Raw genomic sequence first — 23,289 nt, forward strand, 5'->3', positions numbered from 1 at the left:
GCCGAAGGACAATAGATGAGAAAAGTCGTTAGCCCTTTCAGGCAGAGCACTTCGACACTAACCTTCTGCTTGACTCTCGGCCCTTTGCAGACATTTGTCGTATGGCCGGCTTCCGCAGTGCGGCTTCTACGAAGCTGACGTTTACCGCAGGTAATTTTCTCGGGCTTGGGCTTACTAAATCCCATGAAAGCCGTTGTGCGAATAAACGTTTGCTTCTGTTGCCCGCAGCATCACGCATTTCGCGAGGAGTTGTTGCTTTCCCTATGATGAACTCCGCTTTGAGTTCTCTTCTCGCACCAATGCGGCCATGCGATAGAAGCCATGTGCCATTTTGGTGAACGGTGTCAGCAAGAAGAAGGCCAGAACTGCGCCGAGATGCAGAGCCAGCAGGGTCGGCATTGCCACAGTCTGACCGAACAGGTAGAGCGCAAGGCCGGAACCCGCCACAAAGCCCAGCAACACCACAAAGGCCATTTCTCCACCCCAAGCCGTGGCAGATCCAAGCTCTCGTGCGGATCTGAGCTTGAGCCTAACCATCCAGAACGCACCAGCTGTCAGCATCAGTCCACCCGTGACGCCAAGCAGTTTTGGCAGCGACCAAAGCGGATAGGGTGCGTGAAGGCCAAAAGCATAGTGCATGACGGTGCCCGACGTGGTCGCAGCAAAGCAGAGCAGGAAGCCATACATGACCAGATGATGTGCATGGCGGCGCGCGTGGCTAAATCGGTCTTCATCCTCGAAATTGCAGCCTTCGCCGTGGCCTGCTGCGAGGTTTTTCATCTTGGCTGCTGACACCAAGGCCCCCTTCAGGTCCGAGAAAGCGACAGACCCTCCGCCGGTTTCCCCCCAGTAGCGCCGAATACTGACGCCAAGGCTAAGGAGCGGAAAAAGGAATGCCGGTGCAAAGATCGCCACCATCGCAGTGTGGGACAGGACCGCGTAGAAACCCTCACCACCTGCCGGTCCGAGAAACCGAGCCGCCACAAACAGGAGAGCAAATCCCAGGACCGTTACGAGTGCAATCAGCACGCCATTGCGTTGAAATGCCTTTGCGGGCGCCTGCGGCCAGGCAAACTCCTCCCAACTGTCCTGTCGAAGATCTGCAAGAATGCCGGGAAGGTTCAGGTCAAACTCATGCGGAGCGGTGTACTGACAAGCATAAAAACACCCCCGGCAGTTGTGGCAGAGATTGGCGAATTGCATAAGGTCGGCATCCGAGAACGCGCGCAGCCGGTGCAAAGCGGGAAAGACCGAGCAATATCCCTCGCAATAGCGGCAGGCATTGCAGATCTCGGCCTGACGGCGGGCTTCCTTGAGAAGTTCAGCTTGCATGGGCTGCGGCCTCCCGCCCTGCGATGCGTCCGAAGACGGTTCCGATTGTCATACCAAATCCAGCGAGATAGCCCTGCCCCAGAATCGATCCGGCCATTGTTTCCCCCGCTGCCCAGAGGTTCCTGATCGGACCATTTCTGGTGGAGCATTGCGCATTCTCGTCAACCTTCAGCCCCAGATAGGTGAATGTAACGCCAGTGCGCAGCGAGTAGCCGTAAAACGGTGGCTCGGTGATCGGTCTGGCCCAATTGGATTTGGAGGGAGTGAGCCCCGCGGTGGCAACGCCATCCAACTCTGTCGGGTGAAAGGGGCTGGTATCACCGCATGCGGCATTGAATTCCGCGACCGTCGCCTGCAACCTGTCCGGCGGCAGGCCGAGCTTTTCGGCAAGCTCCTCCAGCGTATCGGCTTTGATCGGGGGAAATACGGACGGCATGAACAAGTTCAGCGATTTCGCATCAATGATCACATAGCCGACCTGATCGGGTTGAGCTGCCACCAGGCGCCCCCAGATGGCGTAGCGCTTGGGCCAGACATCCTCACCTTCATCGTAGAAACGTTCGGCGTGCTTGTTCACGACGATGGAAAACGGCACGCAATCAAGCCGGGTGACGATGCCCCCGTCGAACTTTGGTGCGCGCCCATCGATCGCTACGGCGTGGCACTGGGTGGGATCACCCACGCTTTCCACACCCTGATCCAGAAGATCAGCCAGAACAACGCCACGGTTATAGGGAGTACCGCGGATGAGAAAGTTTCTTGCCTGTTCTCCCCAGGCACGGGCAAGCCAATCAATGTCTGCCTGAAACCCGCCCGAAGCGACAATGACCGATTTCGGGGAGATCGCATTCGGGGCTCCGCCATGTGTGTAATCCACGCGAGTGATGAGGCTTTCTTCCAATTCCAGATGGGTCACGACAGCCTCATAGAGCACTTCCACTCCCAGCCTTTCGGCCGTGCGATAATAGGCATTCACGAGACCCTTCCCGCCACCCATGAAAAAGGCATTGGTCCGCGCCAGCGACAGGGTGCCAGACAGTGATGGTTGGAAATGGACGCCATGGGCCTGCATCCAGGGCAGGCACTCCTCAGATCTCCGAATGGCAAGTCGGGCCAGATGCTCGTCGGTCTTGCCGCCGGTTACTTTCATGAGATCAGCGAAGTACTCGTCTTCGCAATACGTCTCCACCAGCGGGCCAGCCGGCTTGGAATGCATGCAGCGAAAATTGCGGGTGTGGCGCGAGTTGCCTCCGCGATAGGGTTTGGGCGCAGCTTCGAGTATCAGGACGCGAGCGCCTGCCTCCGCTGCCGTCATTGCTGCGCAAAGCGCCGCGTTCCCACCACCGATTATGGCCACGTCGTATTGGCTGATCATCTGGCTTGTTCCTCTGACTTGAGATGGGCTTAGTCAGGTAGGGTTGATTTGACCAATGATGTAATTCGTGAGATTAATGCAAAATGCGTATCAATTATGACTTCACCGATCTGCAAGCCTTTCTCGCCGTGATGGAAACGGGTTCCTTTCATGGGGCGGCGGATCGGATCGGATTGTCGCAGCCGGCTGTCACCCGCCGGGTCATGAAGCTGGAGGAGATGCTGGAAACCCAGTTGTTTCAACGCCATACACGTCAGGTGAGCCCAACTCTTGCAGGAAAACGGTTGAAGGCACGGGCCGAGGCGATGCTTGCAGATGCCGAGGAGATGACCCTTGCGATGAGAGACGAAACGTCCCGTTTCGCGTTTCAGCGCAACCAGATCGTGACGATTGCCACGATCCCGACCGTTGTGTCCGGCCTGTTGTCGCCAGCCCTTCAGAAGGTGCATAAAGACGGTCAGGCACTGCGGGTTCGCATCCTTGATCATAGCGCCAATGGCGTGGCCGAGGCGGTGGTTTCCGGCGAAGCGGATTTCGGGATCTGCTCCATTCCGGCGCTTGATCCCGGCACGGATTTTCACCCGCTCTTCGATGACCCGATGGTTGCGACCTTTCCTGAAGATCACCCCTTATCCGCTCAGGATACCGTGTCATGGGAAGATCTCATGCAAGAGGCTGTGATCCTCCCAGGTCAGGGCACCGGGAACAGGTTGCTGATAGACGAAGCAATGGCCGCAGCACGGGTGTCCTGCCGCTGGTCCTTCGAGGTTGGGCGATCCACCACCGCGATTGATCTGGTTGAAGCCGGATGTGGTATCGCTCTGCTACCCCGCTCATCCGTGGTGGGACGGGGCCGGACACGTTCCGTGCCGCTTTGCGCGCCGGCGATCCGTAGACCCGTGGGCCTGCTGACGCGACGCGGTGTCAGGCATTCTGAGACGTCCAAGGCGCTATTTGATGCCGTCGCCGATGCTGCCCGCAGTCAATTCGTTTCGATGGAGTGATGCGTCATCACTCGCCCTCAATGCGCCAGAAGCACCGGCACATGTGCCTCTTTCAGAACATCCGTCGCAGCGCCGCCTACAATGTCATGGCTGAACTTGCTGTGTTCAAAGGCCCCCATCACGATCAGGTTGACCGCTTCTGATCTGGAATAAGCCAGGATCGTGTCCGCGATACTGCCAGCTTGCGCGACCGTGACGGCCTTGGCCATGACGCCATGCATCGACAGGTTTTTGACAAGCCGGTCCGTGTTTCGGGGAGTTTGAGAAACGGAGAGCAGCGTCACGTTCGCACCCTGCTCAAGGATCGGCATCGCCGCGGCAATCGCGCAAGTTGCTGCACGTTTCCCGTCCCAGGCAACCAGAACATTGGTAGCGGCGGTTTCCGATACCTCATGCCTTTGCGGCACAATAAGAACCGGGCGGCCGCTCCGAAGGGCGATCAGGTCGGGATTGGTCGCATAGTCGTCCTCATAGACGGCACCCACATGATGACCAATCACGACCAAATCGAAGGCCCGCGCGAAGGCGGCAATCGGCCCGCTCGTCTTCGGGTCAAGCTCCACAAACTCGGCGCGATCTGTCAAACCCTGCGCACCCACGACATCAAGGAAACGCGCCTTGATATCATCCATGATCTTTCTGCCATTCGCGTCGAGCTGCTCGATGACCTGCTTGGGAAGGTGCGCGGGTAGCTGACGGTGGAGAAACCCAATGCCACCCGTTTTGGCCACACCAGTCAGATGCGCGTCGTGGCTTTTTGCAAGCTGAACAGCATACCGAAGACCGCTGCCTTTTGACGGATCGCCGCTATAGGCACATAGGATGGATTTGATGCTCATTGGGTACTCCCAGCATTTTGGCCGGCGATCAGTGGCAAACTGGGGAAAGCCTACGGACGCCAGACCTCCGGATTGATCATGTGGATGGGCGCGCCGTTCGTATAGGCGTTGATCTGATCGAATATGTCACTGAATTGCAGGTCAAATTCGTCTTCGGTCACATAGCCCAGATGCGGGGTCGGCAAGACCTGCGGATGGGAAAGAAGCGGATGTGAACTGTCGGTCAGAGGCTCAGTGTCGAAGACATCAATAGCCGCAAAGATGCGTCCCTTGGCGATTTCAGCCTCAAGCGCACCCGGTGCTATGAGTCCCGCCCTTGAGGTGTTCACGAGCAGGCTACGCGGCGCCATTTGAGAGAGGTCATCGGCCGTGACGATCCCGCGTGTCTCCGGTTTCAACCGGACATGAAGGCTGACGATATCCGAGGTTCCAAAAAACGTTCCGCGGTCCTTTGCGAGGCATTCGCCATCTGCCCGAACCCGAGCGCGACCGGCCTCTGAGGCCCACCATTGCACATGCATCCCCATTGCCTTGGCATAGCCTGCAACGGCCTTTGCGATACGCCCAAAGCCATATAGCCCAAGGGTCCGCCCTCGCATCGTTCGCCCAACCCCTGCCTGCCATTTTCCCGCCCGGATCGACTCCACCTGTGCTGGGATCTGCCGGTAGCTGGCCAGCATCAGGGCCAGAGTCATCTCGGCGGCGGCATAAGAGGGCGTGTCGCTATGCATGTTCGAGCACAGGAGCACGCCATGATCGCTGCAGGCTGCTACATCTACATGCGGATAGACACTGCGCTGCGATATCAGACGCAGGTTGGGAAGCCGTTCCAGCAGATCTCTCGAAATGGTGGTGCGTTCCCGGAACAACACAAGACACTCCGCTTCCTGTACCCGCTTGGCGAGTTTCGCGGGGTCTGGCTCATGGTCGGTCCAGATCGTGACCTCATGCGATGCCAGCTTTGAAAAGCAGGGAAGGCCCCTCAGAGTATCGAACCAGTCATCGAGGATATGCACCTTCATGGGTTTCACGGCCTTTCTAGTCTGAGTGTGCAGCGCGAGCTTGCTCCATCTACCGAACGCGGATCAAATGATACCGGGCGGGATCATGACGTCGCCGCGCGCCAGAAGGCGGGCGGTACGTATCAACCCGGCTGAGCGGATGGTGATGTCCTTTCCATCGCATTCGAAATCCACCACCACGTCAATGGATCCGCTCGGGTGCTCCAAAACGATCCTTGCGGGGCTCTCAGTCGGCACGGAGCAAAGGCCCTCTGCCACTGTGCCAGGGGTCAATACGCAGGAGGCGAGGCATTGCGCGCCGGTCACCGCCATCGTCGGGTGTGCCGTCCAGGGCATGAAATACCGGGCCGCTATTGTGCCGCCGACACGCGGTGATGCCAGAAGACCGAATTTCGGTGTGACCGATTGCGAGACATCACCCATGCCCATAGCCTTGCCGGCGAGTCGGCGCACAGACTCTATCCGTGAAAACAGTGCCTTGTTGTCGTTCAGCTCGGCAACTGTTTCATAGCCGGTCACGCCAAGATCTTCCGCCCTCGCGATGACCATCGGCATGGCAACATCCATGCAGGTCACTTCGACACCATCAAATATGTCGATACGGTTGCCAGTGGGCAGAAGGGCCCCTGTCGCACCGCCAACTGTTCCCATGAACTGCAGGCCTACGGGCGCGGCGCAACCGGGCACACCATCAATCTGCGCATCACCATCATATCGAGTGCTTTTGCCCGGCGTCTGGATGTTGGCTTCTATCAGCGCGCCGGTGTTGACGGCACGAATGCGAATGGTTGTCGTATCACCGATTGGGTCTACCAGACCCATCTCGATCGCTGCCGGCCCAACGCCTGACAGGATATTTCCGCAAGTTGGCTTGAAGTCGACCTGACCGTCCTCAACGCCAACCTGCGCGAAGAAGTAATCGACATCCGCTTTGCTGTCCTCTGACCGTGACAACATCGCGACCTTGGTCGTGACCGCATTGCCGCCACCGATTCCATCAATATTGAGCGGATGGCCCGACCCGATTGCCGCAACCAGAACGCGCGCCAGGGTTTCGAGATCTTCGGGTAGATCGCTCCGCCTGAAATACGGTCCACGAGAGGTACCTCCACGCATGAACCAGAAGGGTATGGCTGTTTGTGTCATGTCAGCGGCCAGGGAAGATCAAGGTAGGATTGCAGCAGGCCAGGTGGGAAATCGCGGTTGAGAGTTGCCGCCATCCCGCAGATGAAGGCGATTCCGGCAGCGGTGTAGAGCGTTGCGAACCCCCAGGATTTCCCCGCGCGATACCGGATGAAGAGCAACAGGAACACCGCCAGCGCCAGGATGAAACCGAGAAGCGCGGTCAGGAGAAGCAGTCCGCCAAACCAGGCCAGCGTTGCCCAAAGACCGTAGGCATTGCTCTCGCTATCTTCGACCTCCCGATCGGCAAAAAGCGGATCGGTTTCGGGCTTCAGTCGCATCTTCAGCAAGAGGAGAGCGCAGCCGATCAATCCGAGAGTGCCAACGAAGACCGGGAAGACGCGGTCGGTCCGGGCGTAGTCCGGGATCATCGAGGCGTCGGTGTAAGCAATCGCAATATAGGCGGTGATCGCCAACAGAAAGAGCAGTGGTGCGCGCTTGCCACCGGAGTTCACATCGCCTTCGGCCTGGATGTTCTTCGCCTGCCGCAAGCCAAGGATGACCGAAAGCAGCGTGATGATGACCAGAACGATCACGATGGGGCTGAAGATATAGTCGAGCCCTTCTTCAAAACTCCGCCGAAAACGGGAGCTTGCGATCTGATAGGCCTGGTTCGTGTAGCGCTCGGCGGGCGCCGAAAGGACAAAGCCAATCAGGAAGGCCGGGCGCGACCAGTCAAAGCGGCGCAAGAGAATACCCAGCAGTCCAATGCCAAACAGGGCGACGAGATCCCAGATGGATTGCCGCGACTGAAACGCCGCGAAGGCGATGATCATGAACAGGAACGGGGCCAGCAGTGCGAAACGGATGTTTGTCAGCCGCGCGATGCCACCTGCCGCAGCAATGCAAATGAGCGTGCCGACGACATTGGCGAGGGCCAGAAGCCAGACGATGGCGTAGGTGAAATTGAGGTTGTTGTTGATCATCGAGGGACCAACCTCGATCTGGCCGGTTCCCAGCAGCGCCACTCCTGAGATGAAGATGGCCATAGAGCCGGAGCCGGGAATACCGAAAAGAAGCGTCGGAACCAGCCCGCCGCCCTCCTTGGCGTTGTTGGAGCTTTCAGGGCCGACAATGCCCCGGATGTCCCCTGATCCGAACTGCGATTTGTCCTTGGAGGTCTGCACCGCGTGTCCATAGGCAATCCAGTCCACAACGGATCCGCCAAGCCCCGGGATCACACCAACAGCCACACCAATCAGGGAACAGCGCACCGACAACCATATATTAGCCCACCAATCCTTCACCCCGGTCAGCCATCCGCCGCCCAGAACCTGCCGGTCGGAGATGGCCTTATCCTGTCTTAGGAGCGCGATGATCTCCGGGACGGCGAATATCGCCAGCCCGACAATCACCAGTTTGAACCCGTCCACAAGGTAGGGCAGATCATAGGAGGCCATCCGCAGCTCACCCGAGGCCGCGCCTTCGCCGATGGTGCCGATCAAAAGGCCGAGACAGGCGGCCACAATTCCTTTGATGGCGACCCGGCCTGCCAGAATACCAACCATGGAGAGCCCGAAAATCGTGACCATAAGCAATTCCGGCGTCTGAAACGCCAGCACGATGGGCCGGGCGGCCAAAATGAAGAAGGTCAGGAAGGTGGCGCCAAGCAGCCCCCCAAAAAGTGACGAGGAGAACGCCGCCGACAGGGCACGCGCCGCCTGCCCTTTCTTGGCGAGCGGGAACCCATCCAGCACGGTCGCCTGGCTTGCAGATGAACCGGGTATGCCCATCAGAACGCTGGCGAAGGTGTCGGATGTTGGCACCACCGCAACCATGCCGACCATCAGGGCCAACCCCAGAAGTGGTTCCATCCCGTACATGAACGGCAAAAGAAGAGACAGGCCCGCAATTCCGCCAAGACCGGGGAAAACCCCGATACAAAGTCCCATCACGACGCCGAGCACCAGATAGCCCAAAACGACCGGGTTCAGGATCATGCCGAAAGCGTCGCCAAGCGCGGGCATGGCGGTAGCGAAGAGTTCCATTGCGGACTCCTGTCTTTTCAGAGATTTCCATGCAGGAATCCCCCGCAACCTTAGGCCGCGGGGGAAAGGGCGAGGTTACTGCAGCACGACGCCGTAGCGATCTGCGAGCCACTCGATCACGTAAGTCTGAGCCTCTTCCGGCACATTGGTGGCACTTTCCAGCGCAACCTGGGCAGCATCGCCGGTCAACTGCGGGTAGACGCCAAGGCGGGCCTCAGAGATCTCTGCGAAATCATCCCGCTCGGTAATGGCCCGGAACGCCGCAGAGTACGCGTCAATTGCTTCCTGGGGCGCGCCTGCGGGCAGGAACACCATCTTCTGGGCCGGGAAGCCTGCCGTGAAGAAGGCGACCCAAGCATCCCATGCCGGTCCGCTCGTTTCGCAGCTTGGTGCGGCTTCGCACACTTCTGCAAAGCTTGGCATATCCGGGAATGTGGGGTCGCGAACAAGGTTGCCATCGGCATCCAGCGCCCCGAAGGAGAACCACGGAACCGCCGTTCCGGCTTCGACAAGCGGCACCACACCAGACAGGTAGGATGACGAGGTCTGATAATCGATATTCGCCTCGCCACGCTCGAACATCAGGCGACCATCGCCCCGTCCTTCGATGCCGAAGACAGGCTCCACGTTGAGACCCAGCAATTCCCACGCAAGAAGCGGCACAAGATCAAGCCGTGTTGCACCCTGACTACCGTAGATGAAATTTTCCTCCAGCAGCGCATCCACACCGCCAGCCTCCAGCTGTGCGGCAAGGTCGGCCGGAAGATAGGCGACACCACCGGTGCCAGACGCCAAAACAACGTTCCAGTCACTGTATTCATAGCGCACCCGCGGGTCATTCAGCAGGAATGGGAACTGGGTGGAACCGGAGGATCCGAAGATCGTGGTCCCGTCTTCATATTCCAGCCCCTGAAAGTGGTTGGCTCCCCGCGTCGAACCCGCTCCTGGCATGAAGGTCACGACAACGGTCGGATTGCCTGGCAACGCTTCGCTCAGAAGCGGAGCGTAGAAGTTGGCCCAACGTGCGGAACCGCCGGTTTCAGAAAATGGAATGATCCACTCCACAGTTTCGCCGGACAGATCAAAACCATCGCCGTCCGCCAATGCATGCGATGCAAGACCTATGGCCGAAACAGTGGTGAGAAGCACTGCAGAGTGCTTAAAATACTTGTTCATGTTTTCCTCCCAGAAAACAGGGTCTCCCAACCCTGGATGTCATTCACAATCGGCTCAACAGCGCCGACTTGATGCGGGCAACATTCAGTGCCAATCTTTCATGAACCTTTCATCGGAAAAAAAACTTCATGCGCATCGTCATAGTAGAGGACAATGTTTCGGTCGCCAAAGGCATCGCTTACCGCCTTCAGGACGACGGACATGCTGTTGATCTGCTTCATGACGGTGCCGAAGCTGATCTCTTCCTGCGGGATGATGGTGGAGATCTCGTTATTCTCGACATCAAGCTACCGGGAATGGGCGGGCTTGAGATTTTGGCGGCAATGCGTGCCAGAGGAGACAAGCGTCCTGTTCTGATGCTGACGGCACAGTCCGAAATCAGCGACAAGGTTGCCGGCCTGGATGCAGGCGCTGATGACTACCTGTCGAAGCCGTTTGAGATGGATGAGCTGAGTGCGCGCATCCGCGCCCTAAGCCGGCGACCGGGGCGGGTTGATTCAGAGACTCTGAGCATCGGACCACTTACATTCGATCCGACTGCCCGCGCGCTGTTGGGTCCGGGTGGTGATTTGTCTGTACCGCGCAGAGAGGTCTCACTCTTCGAGACATTACTAACGGCAAATGGCCGTTTCGTTTCAAAACAGGCGCTGCTCGACGCATTGTACGGCACCGGCAGCGATGTCGACGAGTCCGTTGTGGAAGTCTACGTTTCACGCCTGCGCAAGCGCCTCAAGGCCTTCGGAGTGGAGATCTCCGTGCGACGCGGCATTGGATATGCGATGTCAGAGCCTGACCGATGACGCGAAGCTTTTCGCTCCGCCTGCGGCTGACGATCATTATTCTCATCCCGCTTCTGTTGATCTCGGCAGGCGTTGCAATTTGGGCGGCCAGAGACGCCCAAATCCGTGCCGCCGACCGGTTTGACCGGTCCCTTCTGGTCACCGCCTTGAGCATTTCACGCGACACGGCCATCAGCGGCGGTGACGCCTTGAGCCGGGAGACCCGCGACCTGTTGCAGAACACCTCGGGCGGCCAGGTTTTCTATCATGTCTATGCCCCCGATGGGGTTTTCGTGACCGGCTACGCGACGCCACCGGTTCCTCCCACAGATTTGGAAGACGACGCTTATATCTATTTCGATGCACAGTATTTCGGGCGCCCGGTGAGGGCGGTCCGGTTCCTGGAAAGTCTGGAAATTGACGGGCTGTCAGGCCAGTTCACCTTCACCGTTTGGCAAGACCTGTCCTTGCGGGATGGATTTGTGCGAAGCCTGTCGCAACGCACCTATGCTGTGATGGCCACCCTTGTTGCCGCAGTTGCCTTTTTCGTCTGGTTCGGTGTGCGGGTCGGGCTACGACCACTTCTGGATCTCGAACGCGCGATCGAGCGTCGGTCGGCACAGGATTTGACAACAATCAAGCGAGCGATCCCGGAAGAGGTGAAGGGTGTCGTCGGCAGGCTGAACGAGTTGCTGTCGGAAATGTCGGCGACGATCCAGGCCAAGGACCGCTTCATTTCCGATGCGGCTCATCAATTGCGCAATCCGATTGCAGGTGTGCTGGCCTTGTCGGAGGCCGTTGTGAACTCGAAATCGGAGGCGGATTTCAAGACCCGAAGTGCCGACCTTGTCGAAGCTGCCGCACATGCCGCCAAACTGTCCGAAGACCTCTTGGCCTTTGAAAGAGCACGCTCTGCCCCTCCCTTCGAAAACCTCGCCATTGTGGATTTAGCATCGACATTGGAAAGCATCGTCAAACGATTGCAGCGCGACGCGATGATCCGCAACGTCCGGCTGGAGCTTGAGACGGACGGCGACCCGGTTCTTGTGCGTGTCGATGCGCTGCTGCTTGAGCAAGCCATTGAGAACCTTGTGACCAATGCTTTCTTCCATGGTGGGGAGCAACTGACAGAAGTTCGTCTTCAACTCATGACCGAAAGCCAGCATGCCATCATTTCAGTGATCGATAATGGCAAGGGTATGGAGACCACGGATTTCGAAACAGCGCTCTCCCGGTTTGGTCAAGTCGCCCCCGGCACCGGCAGCGGTCTGGGACTGCCGATCGCAAATGCAGTGGCAGAGGCCCATGGCGGGCGTCTGGTTCTGTCTGAACTCGATCCCGGACTATTGGTGCGGATCTTTCTGCCAATGACGCGTTCATCCGAGCAAGACGCATAGTTTTGCGAAGTTTGTGCACTAAAGAGGATGCAAAGTGAAAACACTCGACCGCCTGAAATTGGGCCAATAGGGGAATCCGCATGTGCAGATGATGGATTCAAACTCCGACACCGTTTCCAGGCTGATCTAAGGATGGATGGCCGAGTGTTCGTGACGATTGGTCAGTCGACATATCCAGGCGCCAGCATTGGGTTGAACAGTTTCGCACCCATTTTTTTCAGATTGGGAAACGGTTTGCCAATGCTGCAGCTTGGTTCAGAGCCGCTGACCTGCCCCCCGAAACTTCCCTCGTTCTGATGTAGAGTTTGCTCAACCTTTCCAAGGAACAAACGAATGCGAAAGAGCCGTTTCACAGAGGCGCAGATCATCGGAATGATCAAAGAACAGGAAGCCGGGATGCCAACAGCGGAGGTGTGCCGCAAGCATGGCCTCAGCCAGGGCACGTTCTACAAATACAAGTCGAAGTATGGCGGCATGGAGGTGTCCGACGTCGCCAAGCTGAGGGCGCTGGAAGACGAGAACGCCAAGCTGAAACGCCTTCTGGCTGACACTATGCTCGACAACGTGGTGCTAAAAGACCTGCTGGGAAAGCACTGACGACGCCGAATGAGCGGCGAGAGGCAGCGCTCAGGGCGATGCGGGATCATGACATCTCGCAACGCCGAGCGTGCAGGCTCGTTGGTGTCGCCCCCAAAACTGTTAGGCGCGAACGCCCGCCCGACAATCCTGAGATCAGGAAGGAGATGAAGGCCGTCGCAGCCAAGCGCCGTCGGTTCGGCTACCGGCGGATCGGCGTGATGCTGGACCGCAAGGGGATGATCATGAACCACAAGAAGCTCTACCGGCTCTACACGGAGGAGAAGCTGGGCGTCAGGCGACGACGGGGTCGCAAACGGGCCCGTGGCTCGCGGACGCCGATGCCGGAAGCGCTGAGGCCGGGCGAACGCTGGTCGCTCGACTTCCTGTCCGACACGTTCGGCGTATCCCGTCGGTTCCGTATTCTGGCCGTGAATGATGATTGCTGCCGCGAAAACCTGTGTCTGATGGCCGATACCAGCATCTCGGGCGCACGGGTGGCGCGGGAACTGGATGCCCTGGTGCGCATCTATGGCAGGCCGGCCAGCATAGTCAGCGACAACGGGACGGAGTTCACAAGTCGCGCGATCCTGAAATGGGCGAACGACAACGGCGTGGATTGGCACTACATCGATCCGGGCAAGCCGCAGCAGAATGCCTTCATCGAGTCATTCAACGGCAGCCTGCGCGACGAGCTCTTGAATGAGGAGATGTTTGACAGTCTGGACGATGCCCGGCGCAAGCTGGCGCTCTGGCGATACGACTACAACAACATCAGGCCGCACTCATCGCTAGGAAACCAGACACCCACACAAGCGCGTCGGACGCTTGAGCAGTTTGAGGGCTCCGCGCCCGACGCGCTTGCCCAAACCAACGACGACGAATATGAAAACCAGACCCGCAGACTCTCGTTATGAATGAGGGAGCCTCGGGGGGCAGGTCACCGCGCAGCGCCGCCACAAAGAAGGCCGTGCGTTATCCCGGCCCGAATATCCGATATATTTGGAGTGGATCGAGTCGTTCACTTGCGCAGCCAAGGTCCGGATCCCGCCCTCCCCGTCGAAATACCCCAATAGTGCAGTGTAAAATTTGGCCCAAAGCGTTAGATTTCAGTTCCATCTGGTCGAACGAGACTGGCGTCAACGTCAGTTTTCTATGTCAAGAAAATCACAACATCGCCAATAGCTTACAAGCTGAACACCAAAACGGCGCAGTCATCAGGTTCAGAGAATACAGAGCCGAGAGAACAGATTTTGGGTCAATTGGCGGGATCGGAGTGAATAGCCTGACGCGTAAATCCCTTTGAAAACACGAGAAAATCCGGCTGAGATCACACGCAGAGAACGGTTTCGCGAGGGCAAATGGCGGAGGAGGTGGGATTCGAACCCACGGTACGCTTTCACGCACGCCGGTTTTCAAGACCGGTGCATTCGACCACTCTGCCACTCCTCCGTGGGGGTCGGAAGCTTCCCTTAGCGCCCCTCCTGCGATTCTGAAAGTACCCCTGAAACCGCAGCAACCGCAGGATGTTGCCGATTGCGTCCAGGATGGGTTTGCAGCGCGCGGGGGAAGCTGTATCCTTGCCGCGAATAGCCGGGCGGGTTCCGGCGACTTGGACGGCGACGCCTCGGGTCAAGCGCAGGGCATAAGGCGCGATGGGGCGGCAGAGCAGGGGAAAGATGATGAGCTTTCTGAAGGCCTACGGACAGCCGGTGCGGATTGTTGGGGCGCTGGCGCTCGTGTTTGCGCTTGCGGGCTGCGAGGACGGGTTTCAGCTGCCTTTCGGCCAGGGCGCGGGCGGAGGCGGCAGCGCCACGTCGGAGCGTTCTGGCTCCACCCGTCTGGTGGAACGCGACGTGGAAGCGCCCGAGGTCTTCCAGGAAACCGACCAGGGGCTCTGGGATGGGCGACCTTCGCTCGGCGGGGTCTGGGTGGCGCATCCCGATGCCACTGACCCGGAGCGGGTGATCATCCGCAACGAGGCCAATGGCCGGTTCGTCATCGGCGCCCTGTTCCGCCGGGAACGCGATAACCCGGGTCCGGTTCTGCAGGTCTCGTCCGATGCGGCCGCCGCGCTGAACATGGTGGCCGGTGCACCGACAGAACTGAACGTGACCGCGCTGCGGCGCGAGGAAGTGTCCGAACCTGAGATCGTCCCGGCCGCCGAGGCCACTGCGCCTGCGGGCGATATCGAAACCTCGACCATCGATCCGATCAGCGTGGCCGCCGCCGCGATTGATGAAGCGGAAGCCGAGGCTGCCAGCCCGGCCCCTGCCCCGCAGACCAGCAGCCTGGACCGGCCCTATATCCAGATCGGCATCTTCAGCGTCGAGGCCAACGCGAACCGCACCGCCCAGATGATGCGCGACGCAGACCTCTCGCCGATTGTGCATGAGCAATCCAGCAGCGGCCGCACCTTCTGGCGCGTCGTGATCGGCCCCGCCCAGACCACGGCAGAGCGCAACCGCATGCGCGAAACCGTGCGTGGACTTGGCTTTACCGACGCCTATTTCGTAACCAACTGACCTGTGCAAAGAGGACTCATGTTCGCCCGGCTTCACCTCGTCATCGTCTTCCTTCTCGGGCTATTGGCCCTGCCCGCCGCCGCGTTCGAGACCGAGGCCAATGCCGCCTATGTGATCGACCACAATACTGGGCAGGTTCTGCTGGATCTCAACGCAGACGTGCCCCTGCCACCGGCCTCGATGTCCAAGCTGATGACGCTGAACATGGTGTTCGAGGCGCTGGAGGACGGGCGGCTGACGCTCGACACGCTCTTGCCGGTCAGTCAGCACGCGATGGATTACGGCGGCTCGACCATGTTTCTCAACACCCGCGACCGGGTCAGCGTCGAGGATCTGATCCTTGGGGTCATCGTGCTCTCGGGCAACGACGCGACGGCGGTTCTGGCCGAGGCCCTCTCGCCGGATGGAACCGAGGACGGCTTTGCCGAGTTGATGACACAACGGGCGCGGCAATTGGGGATGATGAACTCCACCTTCCGCAATTCCAATGGCTGGCCGGAGCCGGGCCACGTGATGTCCGCCCGCGATCTGGGCATTCTGGCGGAACGTCTGATCACCGAGTTTCCGCAATATTACCACTACTTCAATATCCGCGAATTCGCCTTTGACGGCCGTGCCCCCGACAACCGCTTCAACCGCAACCCGTTGCTTGGGCTCGGGATCGGCGCGGATGGCTTGAAAACCGGCCATACGCAAGAGGCGGGCTATGGGCTCGTCGGATCCGCCGTGCAGGGCAACCGCAGGGTCACCTTCGTCATTTCGGGCCTTGGCAGTGCCGAGGCGCGGGCGCGCGAAAGTGAACGCATCGTCAACTGGGCCTTCCGCCAGTTTGCCGAGCGCGAGGTCGTGACCGAAGGTACCGAGGTGGCACAGGCCGAGGTGTTCCTTGGCCAAAGCGCGACCGTCGGAATGGCCGCCGCCGAAAGCGTCACCATGCTGCTGCCTGCCCTTCTGGACAGCGAGATGGAAGCGGAGGTCATCTATTCCGGCCCCATTCAGGCCCCTATCGTGGCGGGCCAGGAACTGGGTGAACTGGTCATCCGCGTGCCAGATATGGAAGAACGCCGCGTGCCATTGCTGGCCACGCAGGACGTGGGCACCGCCGGGATCAGGCTGCGGCTGCGCACCGCCTTCGAACAGGTCATGCAGATGGTCTTCGGCGGCGGCGATCCTCTGGCCGGCTGATGTTCATATCCCTTGAAGGCATCGACGGATCGGGCAAGAGCACTCAGGCGCGCCTGCTGTCCGATGCCCTGCGGGCAATGGGCCGCGACACGGTTCTGACGCGTGAACCCGGCGGCTCACCGGGGGCCGAGGAAATCCGTTCGCTGGTGCTGGAAGGTGATCCCGACCGCTGGTCGGCGGAAACCGAGATCCTGCTTTTTACCGCCGCGCGCCGCGACCACCTGGAACGCACGATCCTGCCCGCTCTGGCCGCCGGGAAAGTGGTGATCTGCGACCGTTTCGCCGACAGCACCCGCATGTATCAGGGCCTGTCGCGGGGCGATCTGCGGGCGCAGGTGGATGCGCTGCATTCCCTGATGATCGGGCGCGAACCGGACCTGACATTGCTCATCGACATGGACCCGGCCAAGGGGCTGGCCCGCGCCAAGGGTCGCAACGGAACCGAGGAAAGGTTCGAGGATTTCGGGCTGCAATTGCAGGAACGGATGCGTGCGGGTTTCCTGGGTCTGGCAGAAGAATTCGCCCCGCGCATCCGCGTCATTGAGGGCGACCGGTCACAGGATGTCGTGGCTGCCGATGTGTTGGCAGTCGTTCGGACTGCGCTCGCATGAAGACCCTTGGCGAAGCTGACGCGCTGCCCGAGGCTGACCGGGCAGAGGGCGCCCCCCACCCGCGCGAGGCGCATGACCTCTATGGGCACGCCAAGGCCGAAGCCGCCTTCCTCGACGCTTTCAACTCTGGCCGGATGCACCATGCCTGGCTGCTCATCGGCCCCAAGGGCATTGGCAAGGCCACGCTGGCCTGGCGCATCGCCCGGTTCCTTCTGGCCACCCCGATGGATGACGGCGACGCGCTGTTCGGCACGCCGCCAGCACCCGACCGGCTGGATATCTCGCCCGAGAACCCCGTCGCGCATCGCATTCATGCGCTGTCGGAACCGGGGCTGTGCCTGATCCGCCGCCCCTGGGATCACGAAAAGAAGCGGCTCAAGACCCGGATCACGGTCGATGAGGTCCGCAAGATGAAAGAATTCTTCGGCCTGTCCGCAGGAGGAAACGGTCGCCGCGTGGTCATCGTCGATGCCGCCGAGGAAATGAACCAGAACGCGGCGAATGCGCTGCTGAAAATGCTGGAGGAGCCGCCGAAGAACGCCACACTTCTGCTGGTGTCCCACCAGCCCTCACGCCTGCTGCCGACCATTCGCTCCCGCTGCCGAACCCTGACGCTTGGCACGCTCGGGCCGGAGGATATGGGCCGCGCCTTGCTGCAAGCGGGGATCGAGGCGGAGGATAGCACCGCGCTGGCCGAACTGGCCGCAGGATCGGCAGGCGAGGCGGTGGCGCTCATTCAGCAGGAGGGCCTGACGCTTTACGCCGAGATCATGGAGCTGTTTGCCACCCTGCCCCGCATGGACCGCATCCGCGCGACCAAACTTGCTGATAGCGGCGGCGCGCGCGGGGCCGAGGCGCGGTTCGACCTGACGCTCGATCTGATGGACCGGATGATGTCGCGGCTGGCGCGCACCGGGGCAACCGGCCATCCCCCGCAGGAAATCCTGCCCGGCGAGGCCGATCTGCTGACCCGCCTTGCGCCCAATATGCAGGCAGGCCGGGCCTGGGCTGACCTGTCGGCAGACCTGACGTCGCGTGCCCGGCGCGGCAAGGCGGTCAACCTTGACCCTGCCGCGCTTCTCCTTGATATGTGTCTTCGGATTGGCAGCACCGCCGAGCGCCTGCCCCTCTGATCCATCCACGGGAAGGCACAAAGGACGACGCTTGATGAGTGACCTGCCGGATATTGTCGACAGCCATTGCCACCTCGATTTCCCCGATTTTGCCGAGGAACTGCCAGAGGTCGTGCAACGGGCCGTTGATCAGGGTGTAACCCGGATGGTGACGATCTGCACCAAGCTGCGCAATGTCCCTCAGGTTCAGGCCATCGCCGACGCCCATGCGCCGGTGTTTTGGGCCGCAGGCACCCACCCGATGAGCGCCGCGGATGAACCCATGGCCACGGTCGAGGAACTGGTGGCGCTGGCGCAACATCCCAAATTCGTGGGCATCGGCGAGACGGGGCTCGACTATCACTACACCGCCGAGAGTGCAGAGGTTCAGCAGGTCAGCCTGCGCCTGCATATCGAGGCCGCACGACAGACCGGCCTGCCGCTGATCATCCATTCCCGCGATGCCGATGATGACATGGCCCGCATCCTGACGGAAGAGCACGCGGCAGGCGCGTTTACCTGCGTGATGCATTGCTTCACGTCGTCGCCCGCACTAGCGGAAACGGCGCTTGGTCTGGGTTTTTACCTCTCCATGTCGGGCATCACCGCCTTCCCCCGCTCCTCCGACCTGCGCGATATTTTTGCCGCCGCACCGGTGGACCGCATCCTTGTGGAAACCGACGCGCCCTACCTCGCCCCGCCACCCTATCGCGGTAAGCGCAATGAACCGGCCTACACCTTCCACACCGCCAAGCGCGCGGCGGAAACCTTTGGGCTATCCGAGGCGGAGTTCTTCGCCCAGACCACCGCCAATTTCGACCGGCTGTTCTGGAAGGCCAAGGAGTGGAGGCAAGCCGCCTGATGGCCGAGCTGCGCTTTACCATTCTGGGCTGCGGATCGTCCGGCGGGGTGCCCCGGCTTGGCGGGCATTGGGGCGATTGCGACCCGGAGAACCCGAAAAACCGCCGCCGCCGCTGTTCGATGCTGATCGAGCGCGAAAGCGAAGCAGGCATCACCCGCGCGCTGATCGACACCTCGCCCGACCTGCGGTCTCAGCTGCTGGATGCGGGCGTGGGCGAACTGCATGGCGTGGTCTATTCCCACGGGCATGCGGATCATGTGCACGGCATCGACGACCTGCGCATGATCGTCTTCAACATGCGCAAACGCATCCGGGTCTATGCCGATGGGGCTACGCAGAACGACCTGCTCAGCCGCTTTGGCTATGCCTTTGTGCAGCCAGAAGGCTCGGCCTATCCCCCAATCCTCGACCTCTATTCCATCGACGGCGATATCGAGATCGACGGACCCGGCGGCGTGATCCGCCTCACCCCGTTCGAGGTGGAACACGGCAATATCGACAGCCTGGGGTTTCGCATTGGCGACCTGGCCTATCTGCCCGATGTCTCCGATATCCCCGAGGCAACCTGGCCCGCTCTGCAAGGCCTCGATTGCTGGATCGTCGACGCCCTGCGCCGCACGCCCCATCCCAGCCACGCGCATCTGGACAAGACCCTGGGCTGGATCGCGCGCGCCGCGCCCCGCCGCGCGGTGCTGACCAATATGCATATCGACCTCGACTACCAAACCGTTGCGGATGAAACGCCCAACCATATCACCCCCGCCCATGACGGGCTGGTGATAAGATACGAGGTCTGAATGACCGCCCTTCTCGACATTGTGCTGCCGGTCTTTCTTGTTCTGGGGGCCGGGTATATCGCCGTCTGGCGCGGGCTGTTTTCCGACGCCGGCGTTGACGGGCTGATGGTCTTCACCCAGAAATTCGCGATCCCTTGCCTGCTCTTTTCCGCGATCTCGACGCTGGACCTCGGGCAAGGCTTCGACTGGCGCCTGCTGCTGTCCTACTACGCGGGGTCCACGACCGTCTTTGTCCTGGGCATTCTTGGCGCGCGCTTTCTGTTCGGGCGCAGCATGGCAGACAGCATCGCCATTGGCTTCGTGGCGCTTTTTGCGAATTCGGTGCTTCTGGGCCTGCCGATCACCGAACGGGCCTACGGGATTGACGCGCTGGTTCCGAACTATGCGATTGTCGCGATCCATGCGCCGTTTTGCTACGTGCTCGGCATCACGACGATGGAAATCGCCACGGCAGCCAGCCGGGATCCGCTGCGGCTGGTCACCACGGTTGGCAAGGCGGTGTTCAGCAACGCGCTGATGATCGGTATTCTTCTGGGCTTTGCCGCCAATCTGAGCGGCCTTCAAATGCCCGGAGTCGTGGGCGACGCGCTCGACCTGATGATCCGCGCCGCGCTGCCCGCCGCGCTGTTCGGTCTGGGTGGCGTTCTTTATCGCTACCGGCCTGAGGGCGACGCCAAGGTGATTGCCTATGTCTGCGGCCTGTCGCTGCTGGTTCATCCCGCCATTGCCTTTGGCATGGGACGGTTGGTCACCGATCTGACCACCGATCAGCTACGCAGCGCGGTCCTGACCGCGTCCATGGCCCCCGGCGTCAACGCCTATCTCTTCGCCAATATGTATGGCGCGGCGCGGCGGGTTGCGGCCTCTGCGGTGCTGATCGGCACTGCGGCCACGGTGCTGACGGCCTCCGGCTGGCTATTGCTGTTGCCGTGACGCGCTTGTGAAACGGCCCTGTCCAGCGTAATCAGCCCTCTACCCGAAACAGCCCGAGGCCCCTGCCGCCGTGACCCCCGCCCTCAAGACAGCCCTGCGCAATCGCCGCGCCCGCCGCCGAGCAGCGCTGTCCCGGTGGCGTGCAGGTTGGTCGGCGGATCTGGATGCCCCCGGGGCGCGCGCGGCCGCGCGCTATGACATGAATGTGCTGGACCATGGTTTCGTCCGGCGGTTCTGGACGAATACCCGTGAAATCGCGCCGGGCGTCTGGCGGTCGAACCAGCCTTCGCCTGAACGGGTGGCCGCGCTCGCGGATATGGGCATTCGCACGATCCTGAATTTTCGCGGCGTCAACCATTGGGGCAGCTATCTGCTGGAGGTCGAAGCCTGTGCCCGCCATGGCATTACTCTGCTGAACGGTCGGCTGAGTTCCAACACCGCCCCGACGCAGGAGGAGATCCACACAGCGCTGGCGCTGATGAAGACGGCCGAAAAGCCGATGCTGATGCATTGCAAATCGGGGGCCGATCGGGCCGGGCTGGCCTCTGTGCTTTATCTTCTGTCCAACGGAACCGGGCCAGACGAAGCCGCGCGGCAGCTGTCTTGGAAACACGCGCATTTCCGGTTCACACGCACGGGCATTCTGGATGCGTTCGTTGCCGCCTACGCGGACGCCCGCCACAAGACCGGTATCGGCTTTCTGGACTGGGTCGATACGGTCTATGATCCCGAAACACTGACCGCTCGATTTACCGAGACCCGAGGCGGAAACCGATTGCTGGACTGGGTATTGCGCCGTGAATGAGCCCAAGACAAACCTGCTGATCCGCCTTTGGCGGGACCACGTGGTGCAGTTCTGGCCGCTGCTGGTCGTGGCCTTCCTGCTGATGGTGATCGAAGGCGGGTCGCTCGGCGCGATATCCTACCTGATCCAACCGCTGTTCGACGAGGTCTTCGTCGCGGGCGACGCGGGTGCGGTCACCTGGATCGCCATGGCGATCTCGGGCGTTTTCGTCCTGCGCGCAATTTCCGGCTTCGGGCAACGGGTGCTGATCGTCACTGTCGGCCTGCGCGTGACCACCAATCTGCAATCGCGGCTGCTAGCACATCTGCTGGGACTGGACGCGCGGTACTTTCAGGACAACGCGCCGGGCGCGCTGATTGAACGGGTGCGCGGCGACACGCTGGCGCTGCAGGGACTGGCCAGCGCCACGCTGATGACGCTCGGGCGTGACACGATCTCGGTCATTTCGCTGCTGGCTGTTATGATCTGGTCGGACTGGCAATGGGCGCTGCTGGCGCTTGCGGGTGTGCCCTTGCTGATCTTCCCGCTGACCTTCCTGCAAAAGCTGATCCGAAAGACCACCCGCGCTGCCCGCGAAGCCGCCTCGCGCCTCTCGACGCAACTTGATGAGATCTTTCATGGAATCGTATCCATCAAGGTCAACCGGCTGGAGACCCACGAGGCCATCCGCTTTGATCGAGAAGTGAACGGCTTCCTTGCCGCGCAGCTGCGGGCTGAACGGGGCAAGGCCGCCAACCCGGCGCTGATCGACATAATCGCTGCCATCGGGTTCATGGCGGTGCTGATCTATGGCGGGCATCAGATCATGTCGGGGGACAAGACCGTGGGGCAGTTCATGTCCTTCTTTACCGCGCTGGCACTGGTCTTCGACCCGCTGCGGCGGCTGTCCGCTCTGGCGGGCAATGTGCAGGCCGCCATGGCCTCGCTCGACCGGCTTTACGAAGTGCTTGAGGCGCGCCCGACCATTCTGACGCCCGCTGCCCCCAAACCGCTGGCCGCCGGCGATGTGGTGTTCGACGCGGTCGATTTCGCCTATGGCGACACGCCGGTTCTGAAAGGGCTCAGCTTTACCGCCGCCGAGGGCAAGACCACCGCGCTTGTCGGGCCTTCGGGCGCGGGGAAAAGCACCGTTTTCGCATTGCTGTCGCGCCTTGTAGACCCGGTATCGGGGCAGATCACGCTAGGCGGCACCACCACGACCGATGCCGATCTGGAACGCCTGCGCGATTCCATCGCCCTTGTGGGACAGGCCGAGGCGCTGTTCGACGAAACCATTGCCCAGAACATTCGTCTTGGGCGGCTCGATGCCAGCGATGAAGAGGTGCGCGCCGCTGCCGACGCTGCGTCCGTTCTGGACTTCGCCAAGACCCTGCCCCTCGGGCTGGACACGCCCGTCGGTCCGCGCGGGTCCGGTCTGTCCGGCGGACAGCGCCAGCGTGTGACCATCGCCCGCGCCATGCTGCGCGATGCACCCATCCTGCTGCTGGACGAACCGACCTCGGCGCTTGACGCGCAATCCGAAAAACTGGTGGGCGAAGCCCTTTCGCGCCTGTCCAAGGGGCGAACGACGCTGGTGATCGCGCATCGCCTGTCCACCATTCGCGACGCCGACCTGATCGTCGTGATGGACAAGGGTCGCGTCGTCGAACAGGGCAATCACGAGGCGCTGATGCAGGCGGGCGGGGCCTATGCGCGGCTGCACCAGTTGCAAAATGCGGGCGTGACCGCGCCGCTGTGACAGCCAACAGGCGATTCCCCGGTTTGTGACAGCCCTTGCCTTTCGGGAATC

General features: G+C 60.8%; 20 protein-coding genes and 1 tRNA gene. 13 read left to right on the forward strand and 8 right to left on the reverse strand.

Annotation, left to right across the window (positions count from 1 at the left end; translation table 11 throughout):
• Positions 1-261 precede the first annotated feature (261 nt).
• Both tcuB and tcuA read right to left on the reverse strand, forming a co-directional pair.
• The gene (gene tcuB / locus EP237_RS14695) at positions 262-1,332 is read right to left on the reverse strand and encodes a tricarballylate utilization 4Fe-4S protein TcuB (protein ID WP_127561657.1); all 1,071 of its coding nucleotides are present in this window, start codon (positions 1,330-1,332) and stop codon (positions 262-264) included.
• Positions 1,322-2,707 carry an FAD-dependent tricarballylate dehydrogenase TcuA gene (gene tcuA / locus EP237_RS14700; protein ID WP_127561658.1) on the reverse strand — a complete coding sequence of 462 codons (1,386 nt, stop codon included), beginning with the start codon at positions 2,705-2,707 and terminating at the stop codon, positions 1,322-1,324. Before tcuA ends, tcuB begins: the two co-directional genes overlap by 11 nt.
• Before the next feature lie 83 nt (positions 2,708-2,790).
• On the opposite strand from tcuA, the gene EP237_RS14705 reads away from it, so the two are divergent.
• A complete protein-coding gene (locus tag EP237_RS14705) occupies positions 2,791-3,711 on the forward strand; it encodes a LysR family transcriptional regulator (RefSeq protein ID WP_127561659.1) in 921 nt (306 codons plus the stop codon).
• Between the two features lie 17 nt (positions 3,712-3,728).
• Here the strand turns inward: EP237_RS14705 and EP237_RS14710 are convergent, their stop codons facing one another.
• From EP237_RS14710 to EP237_RS14730, 5 genes are all read right to left on the reverse strand, one after another.
• Positions 3,729-4,550, reverse strand: coding sequence for a universal stress protein (locus EP237_RS14710; protein ID WP_127561660.1), 822 nt, complete (start codon positions 4,548-4,550; stop codon positions 3,729-3,731).
• A 50-nt stretch (positions 4,551-4,600) separates the two neighbouring features.
• Positions 4,601-5,572, reverse strand: coding sequence for a D-2-hydroxyacid dehydrogenase family protein (locus EP237_RS14715; protein ID WP_127561661.1), 972 nt, complete (start codon positions 5,570-5,572; stop codon positions 4,601-4,603).
• 63 nt (positions 5,573-5,635) lie between these two features.
• Complete coding sequence (locus EP237_RS14720) at positions 5,636-6,718, reverse strand: 4-oxalomesaconate tautomerase (RefSeq protein WP_127561662.1); 1,083 nt, start codon at positions 6,716-6,718, stop codon at positions 5,636-5,638.
• Positions 6,715-8,742, reverse strand: coding sequence for a tripartite tricarboxylate transporter permease (locus tag EP237_RS14725; protein WP_127561663.1), 2,028 nt, complete (start codon positions 8,740-8,742; stop codon positions 6,715-6,717). The genes EP237_RS14720 and EP237_RS14725 overlap by 4 nt, the downstream gene beginning before the upstream one ends.
• Positions 8,743-8,817: 75 nt before the next feature.
• Entirely contained in the window at positions 8,818-9,918 is a 1,101-nt protein-coding gene (locus tag EP237_RS14730) for a tricarboxylate transporter (RefSeq protein WP_127561750.1), read from the reverse strand.
• Positions 9,919-10,046: 128 nt separating this feature from the next.
• Between EP237_RS14730 and EP237_RS14735 the strand changes: the two genes are divergently transcribed.
• The 3 genes from EP237_RS14735 (at position 10,047) to EP237_RS14745 (ending at position 13,587) form a co-directional block, all read left to right on the forward strand.
• Complete coding sequence (locus EP237_RS14735; RefSeq protein ID WP_127561664.1) at positions 10,047-10,718, forward strand: response regulator transcription factor; 672 nt, start codon at positions 10,047-10,049, stop codon at positions 10,716-10,718.
• 56 nt (positions 10,719-10,774) lie between these two features.
• Positions 10,775-12,094 (forward strand): sensor histidine kinase, encoded by a 1,320-nt coding sequence (locus EP237_RS14740; protein WP_164744717.1) that lies wholly within the window; start codon positions 10,775-10,777, stop codon positions 12,092-12,094.
• Between the two features lie 333 nt (positions 12,095-12,427).
• A protein-coding gene (locus tag EP237_RS14745; RefSeq protein WP_127561666.1) for an IS3 family transposase occupies positions 12,428-13,587 on the forward strand; the annotation gives its coding sequence in 2 pieces (ribosomal slippage) (positions 12,428-12,686 and positions 12,686-13,587; 1,161 coding nt in all).
• 445 nt (positions 13,588-14,032) lie between these two features.
• Here EP237_RS14745 and EP237_RS14750 read toward each other — a convergent pair.
• Positions 14,033-14,122, reverse strand: a tRNA-Ser gene (locus tag EP237_RS14750).
• A 230-nt stretch (positions 14,123-14,352) separates the two neighbouring features.
• On the opposite strand from EP237_RS14750, the gene EP237_RS14755 reads away from it, so the two are divergent.
• The 9 genes from EP237_RS14755 (at position 14,353) to EP237_RS14795 (ending at position 23,238) form a co-directional block, all read left to right on the forward strand.
• Positions 14,353-15,195 carry an SPOR domain-containing protein gene (locus tag EP237_RS14755; protein WP_240661652.1) on the forward strand — a complete coding sequence of 281 codons (843 nt, stop codon included), beginning with the start codon at positions 14,353-14,355 and terminating at the stop codon, positions 15,193-15,195.
• Positions 15,196-15,213: 18 nt separating this feature from the next.
• Positions 15,214-16,380 (forward strand): D-alanyl-D-alanine carboxypeptidase family protein, encoded by a 1,167-nt coding sequence (locus EP237_RS14760; RefSeq protein ID WP_127561668.1) that lies wholly within the window; start codon positions 15,214-15,216, stop codon positions 16,378-16,380.
• Positions 16,380-16,991: a dTMP kinase gene (gene tmk / locus EP237_RS14765; protein WP_127561669.1), complete on the forward strand. Its 612-nt coding sequence runs from the start codon at positions 16,380-16,382 to the stop codon at positions 16,989-16,991. Before EP237_RS14760 ends, tmk begins: the two co-directional genes overlap by 1 nt.
• Positions 16,988-18,124, forward strand: a complete 1,137-nt coding sequence (locus EP237_RS14770) for a DNA polymerase III subunit delta' (RefSeq protein WP_127561670.1) — start codon at positions 16,988-16,990, stop codon at positions 18,122-18,124. The genes tmk and EP237_RS14770 overlap by 4 nt, the downstream gene beginning before the upstream one ends.
• A gap of 34 nt (positions 18,125-18,158) precedes the next feature.
• Complete coding sequence (locus EP237_RS14775) at positions 18,159-18,965, forward strand: TatD family hydrolase (protein ID WP_127561671.1); 807 nt, start codon at positions 18,159-18,161, stop codon at positions 18,963-18,965.
• Complete coding sequence (locus EP237_RS14780) at positions 18,965-19,762, forward strand: MBL fold metallo-hydrolase (RefSeq protein WP_127561751.1); 798 nt, start codon at positions 18,965-18,967, stop codon at positions 19,760-19,762. The genes EP237_RS14775 and EP237_RS14780 overlap by 1 nt, the downstream gene beginning before the upstream one ends.
• On the forward strand, positions 19,763-20,695 hold the full coding sequence (locus tag EP237_RS14785; protein ID WP_127561672.1) for an AEC family transporter: 933 nt from the start codon (positions 19,763-19,765) through the stop codon (positions 20,693-20,695).
• 70 nt (positions 20,696-20,765) lie between these two features.
• Entirely contained in the window at positions 20,766-21,500 is a 735-nt protein-coding gene (locus EP237_RS14790; protein WP_206052307.1) for a fused DSP-PTPase phosphatase/NAD kinase-like protein, read from the forward strand.
• Positions 21,493-23,238 carry an ABC transporter ATP-binding protein gene (locus EP237_RS14795; protein WP_240661653.1) on the forward strand — a complete coding sequence of 582 codons (1,746 nt, stop codon included), beginning with the start codon at positions 21,493-21,495 and terminating at the stop codon, positions 23,236-23,238. Before EP237_RS14790 ends, EP237_RS14795 begins: the two co-directional genes overlap by 8 nt.
• The last annotated feature ends 51 nt before the right edge of the window (positions 23,239-23,289 follow it).

The sequence above is a fragment of the Nioella ostreopsis genome, assembly GCF_004000255.1.
GTDB classification, from domain to species: domain Bacteria; phylum Pseudomonadota; class Alphaproteobacteria; order Rhodobacterales; family Rhodobacteraceae; genus Nioella; species Nioella ostreopsis.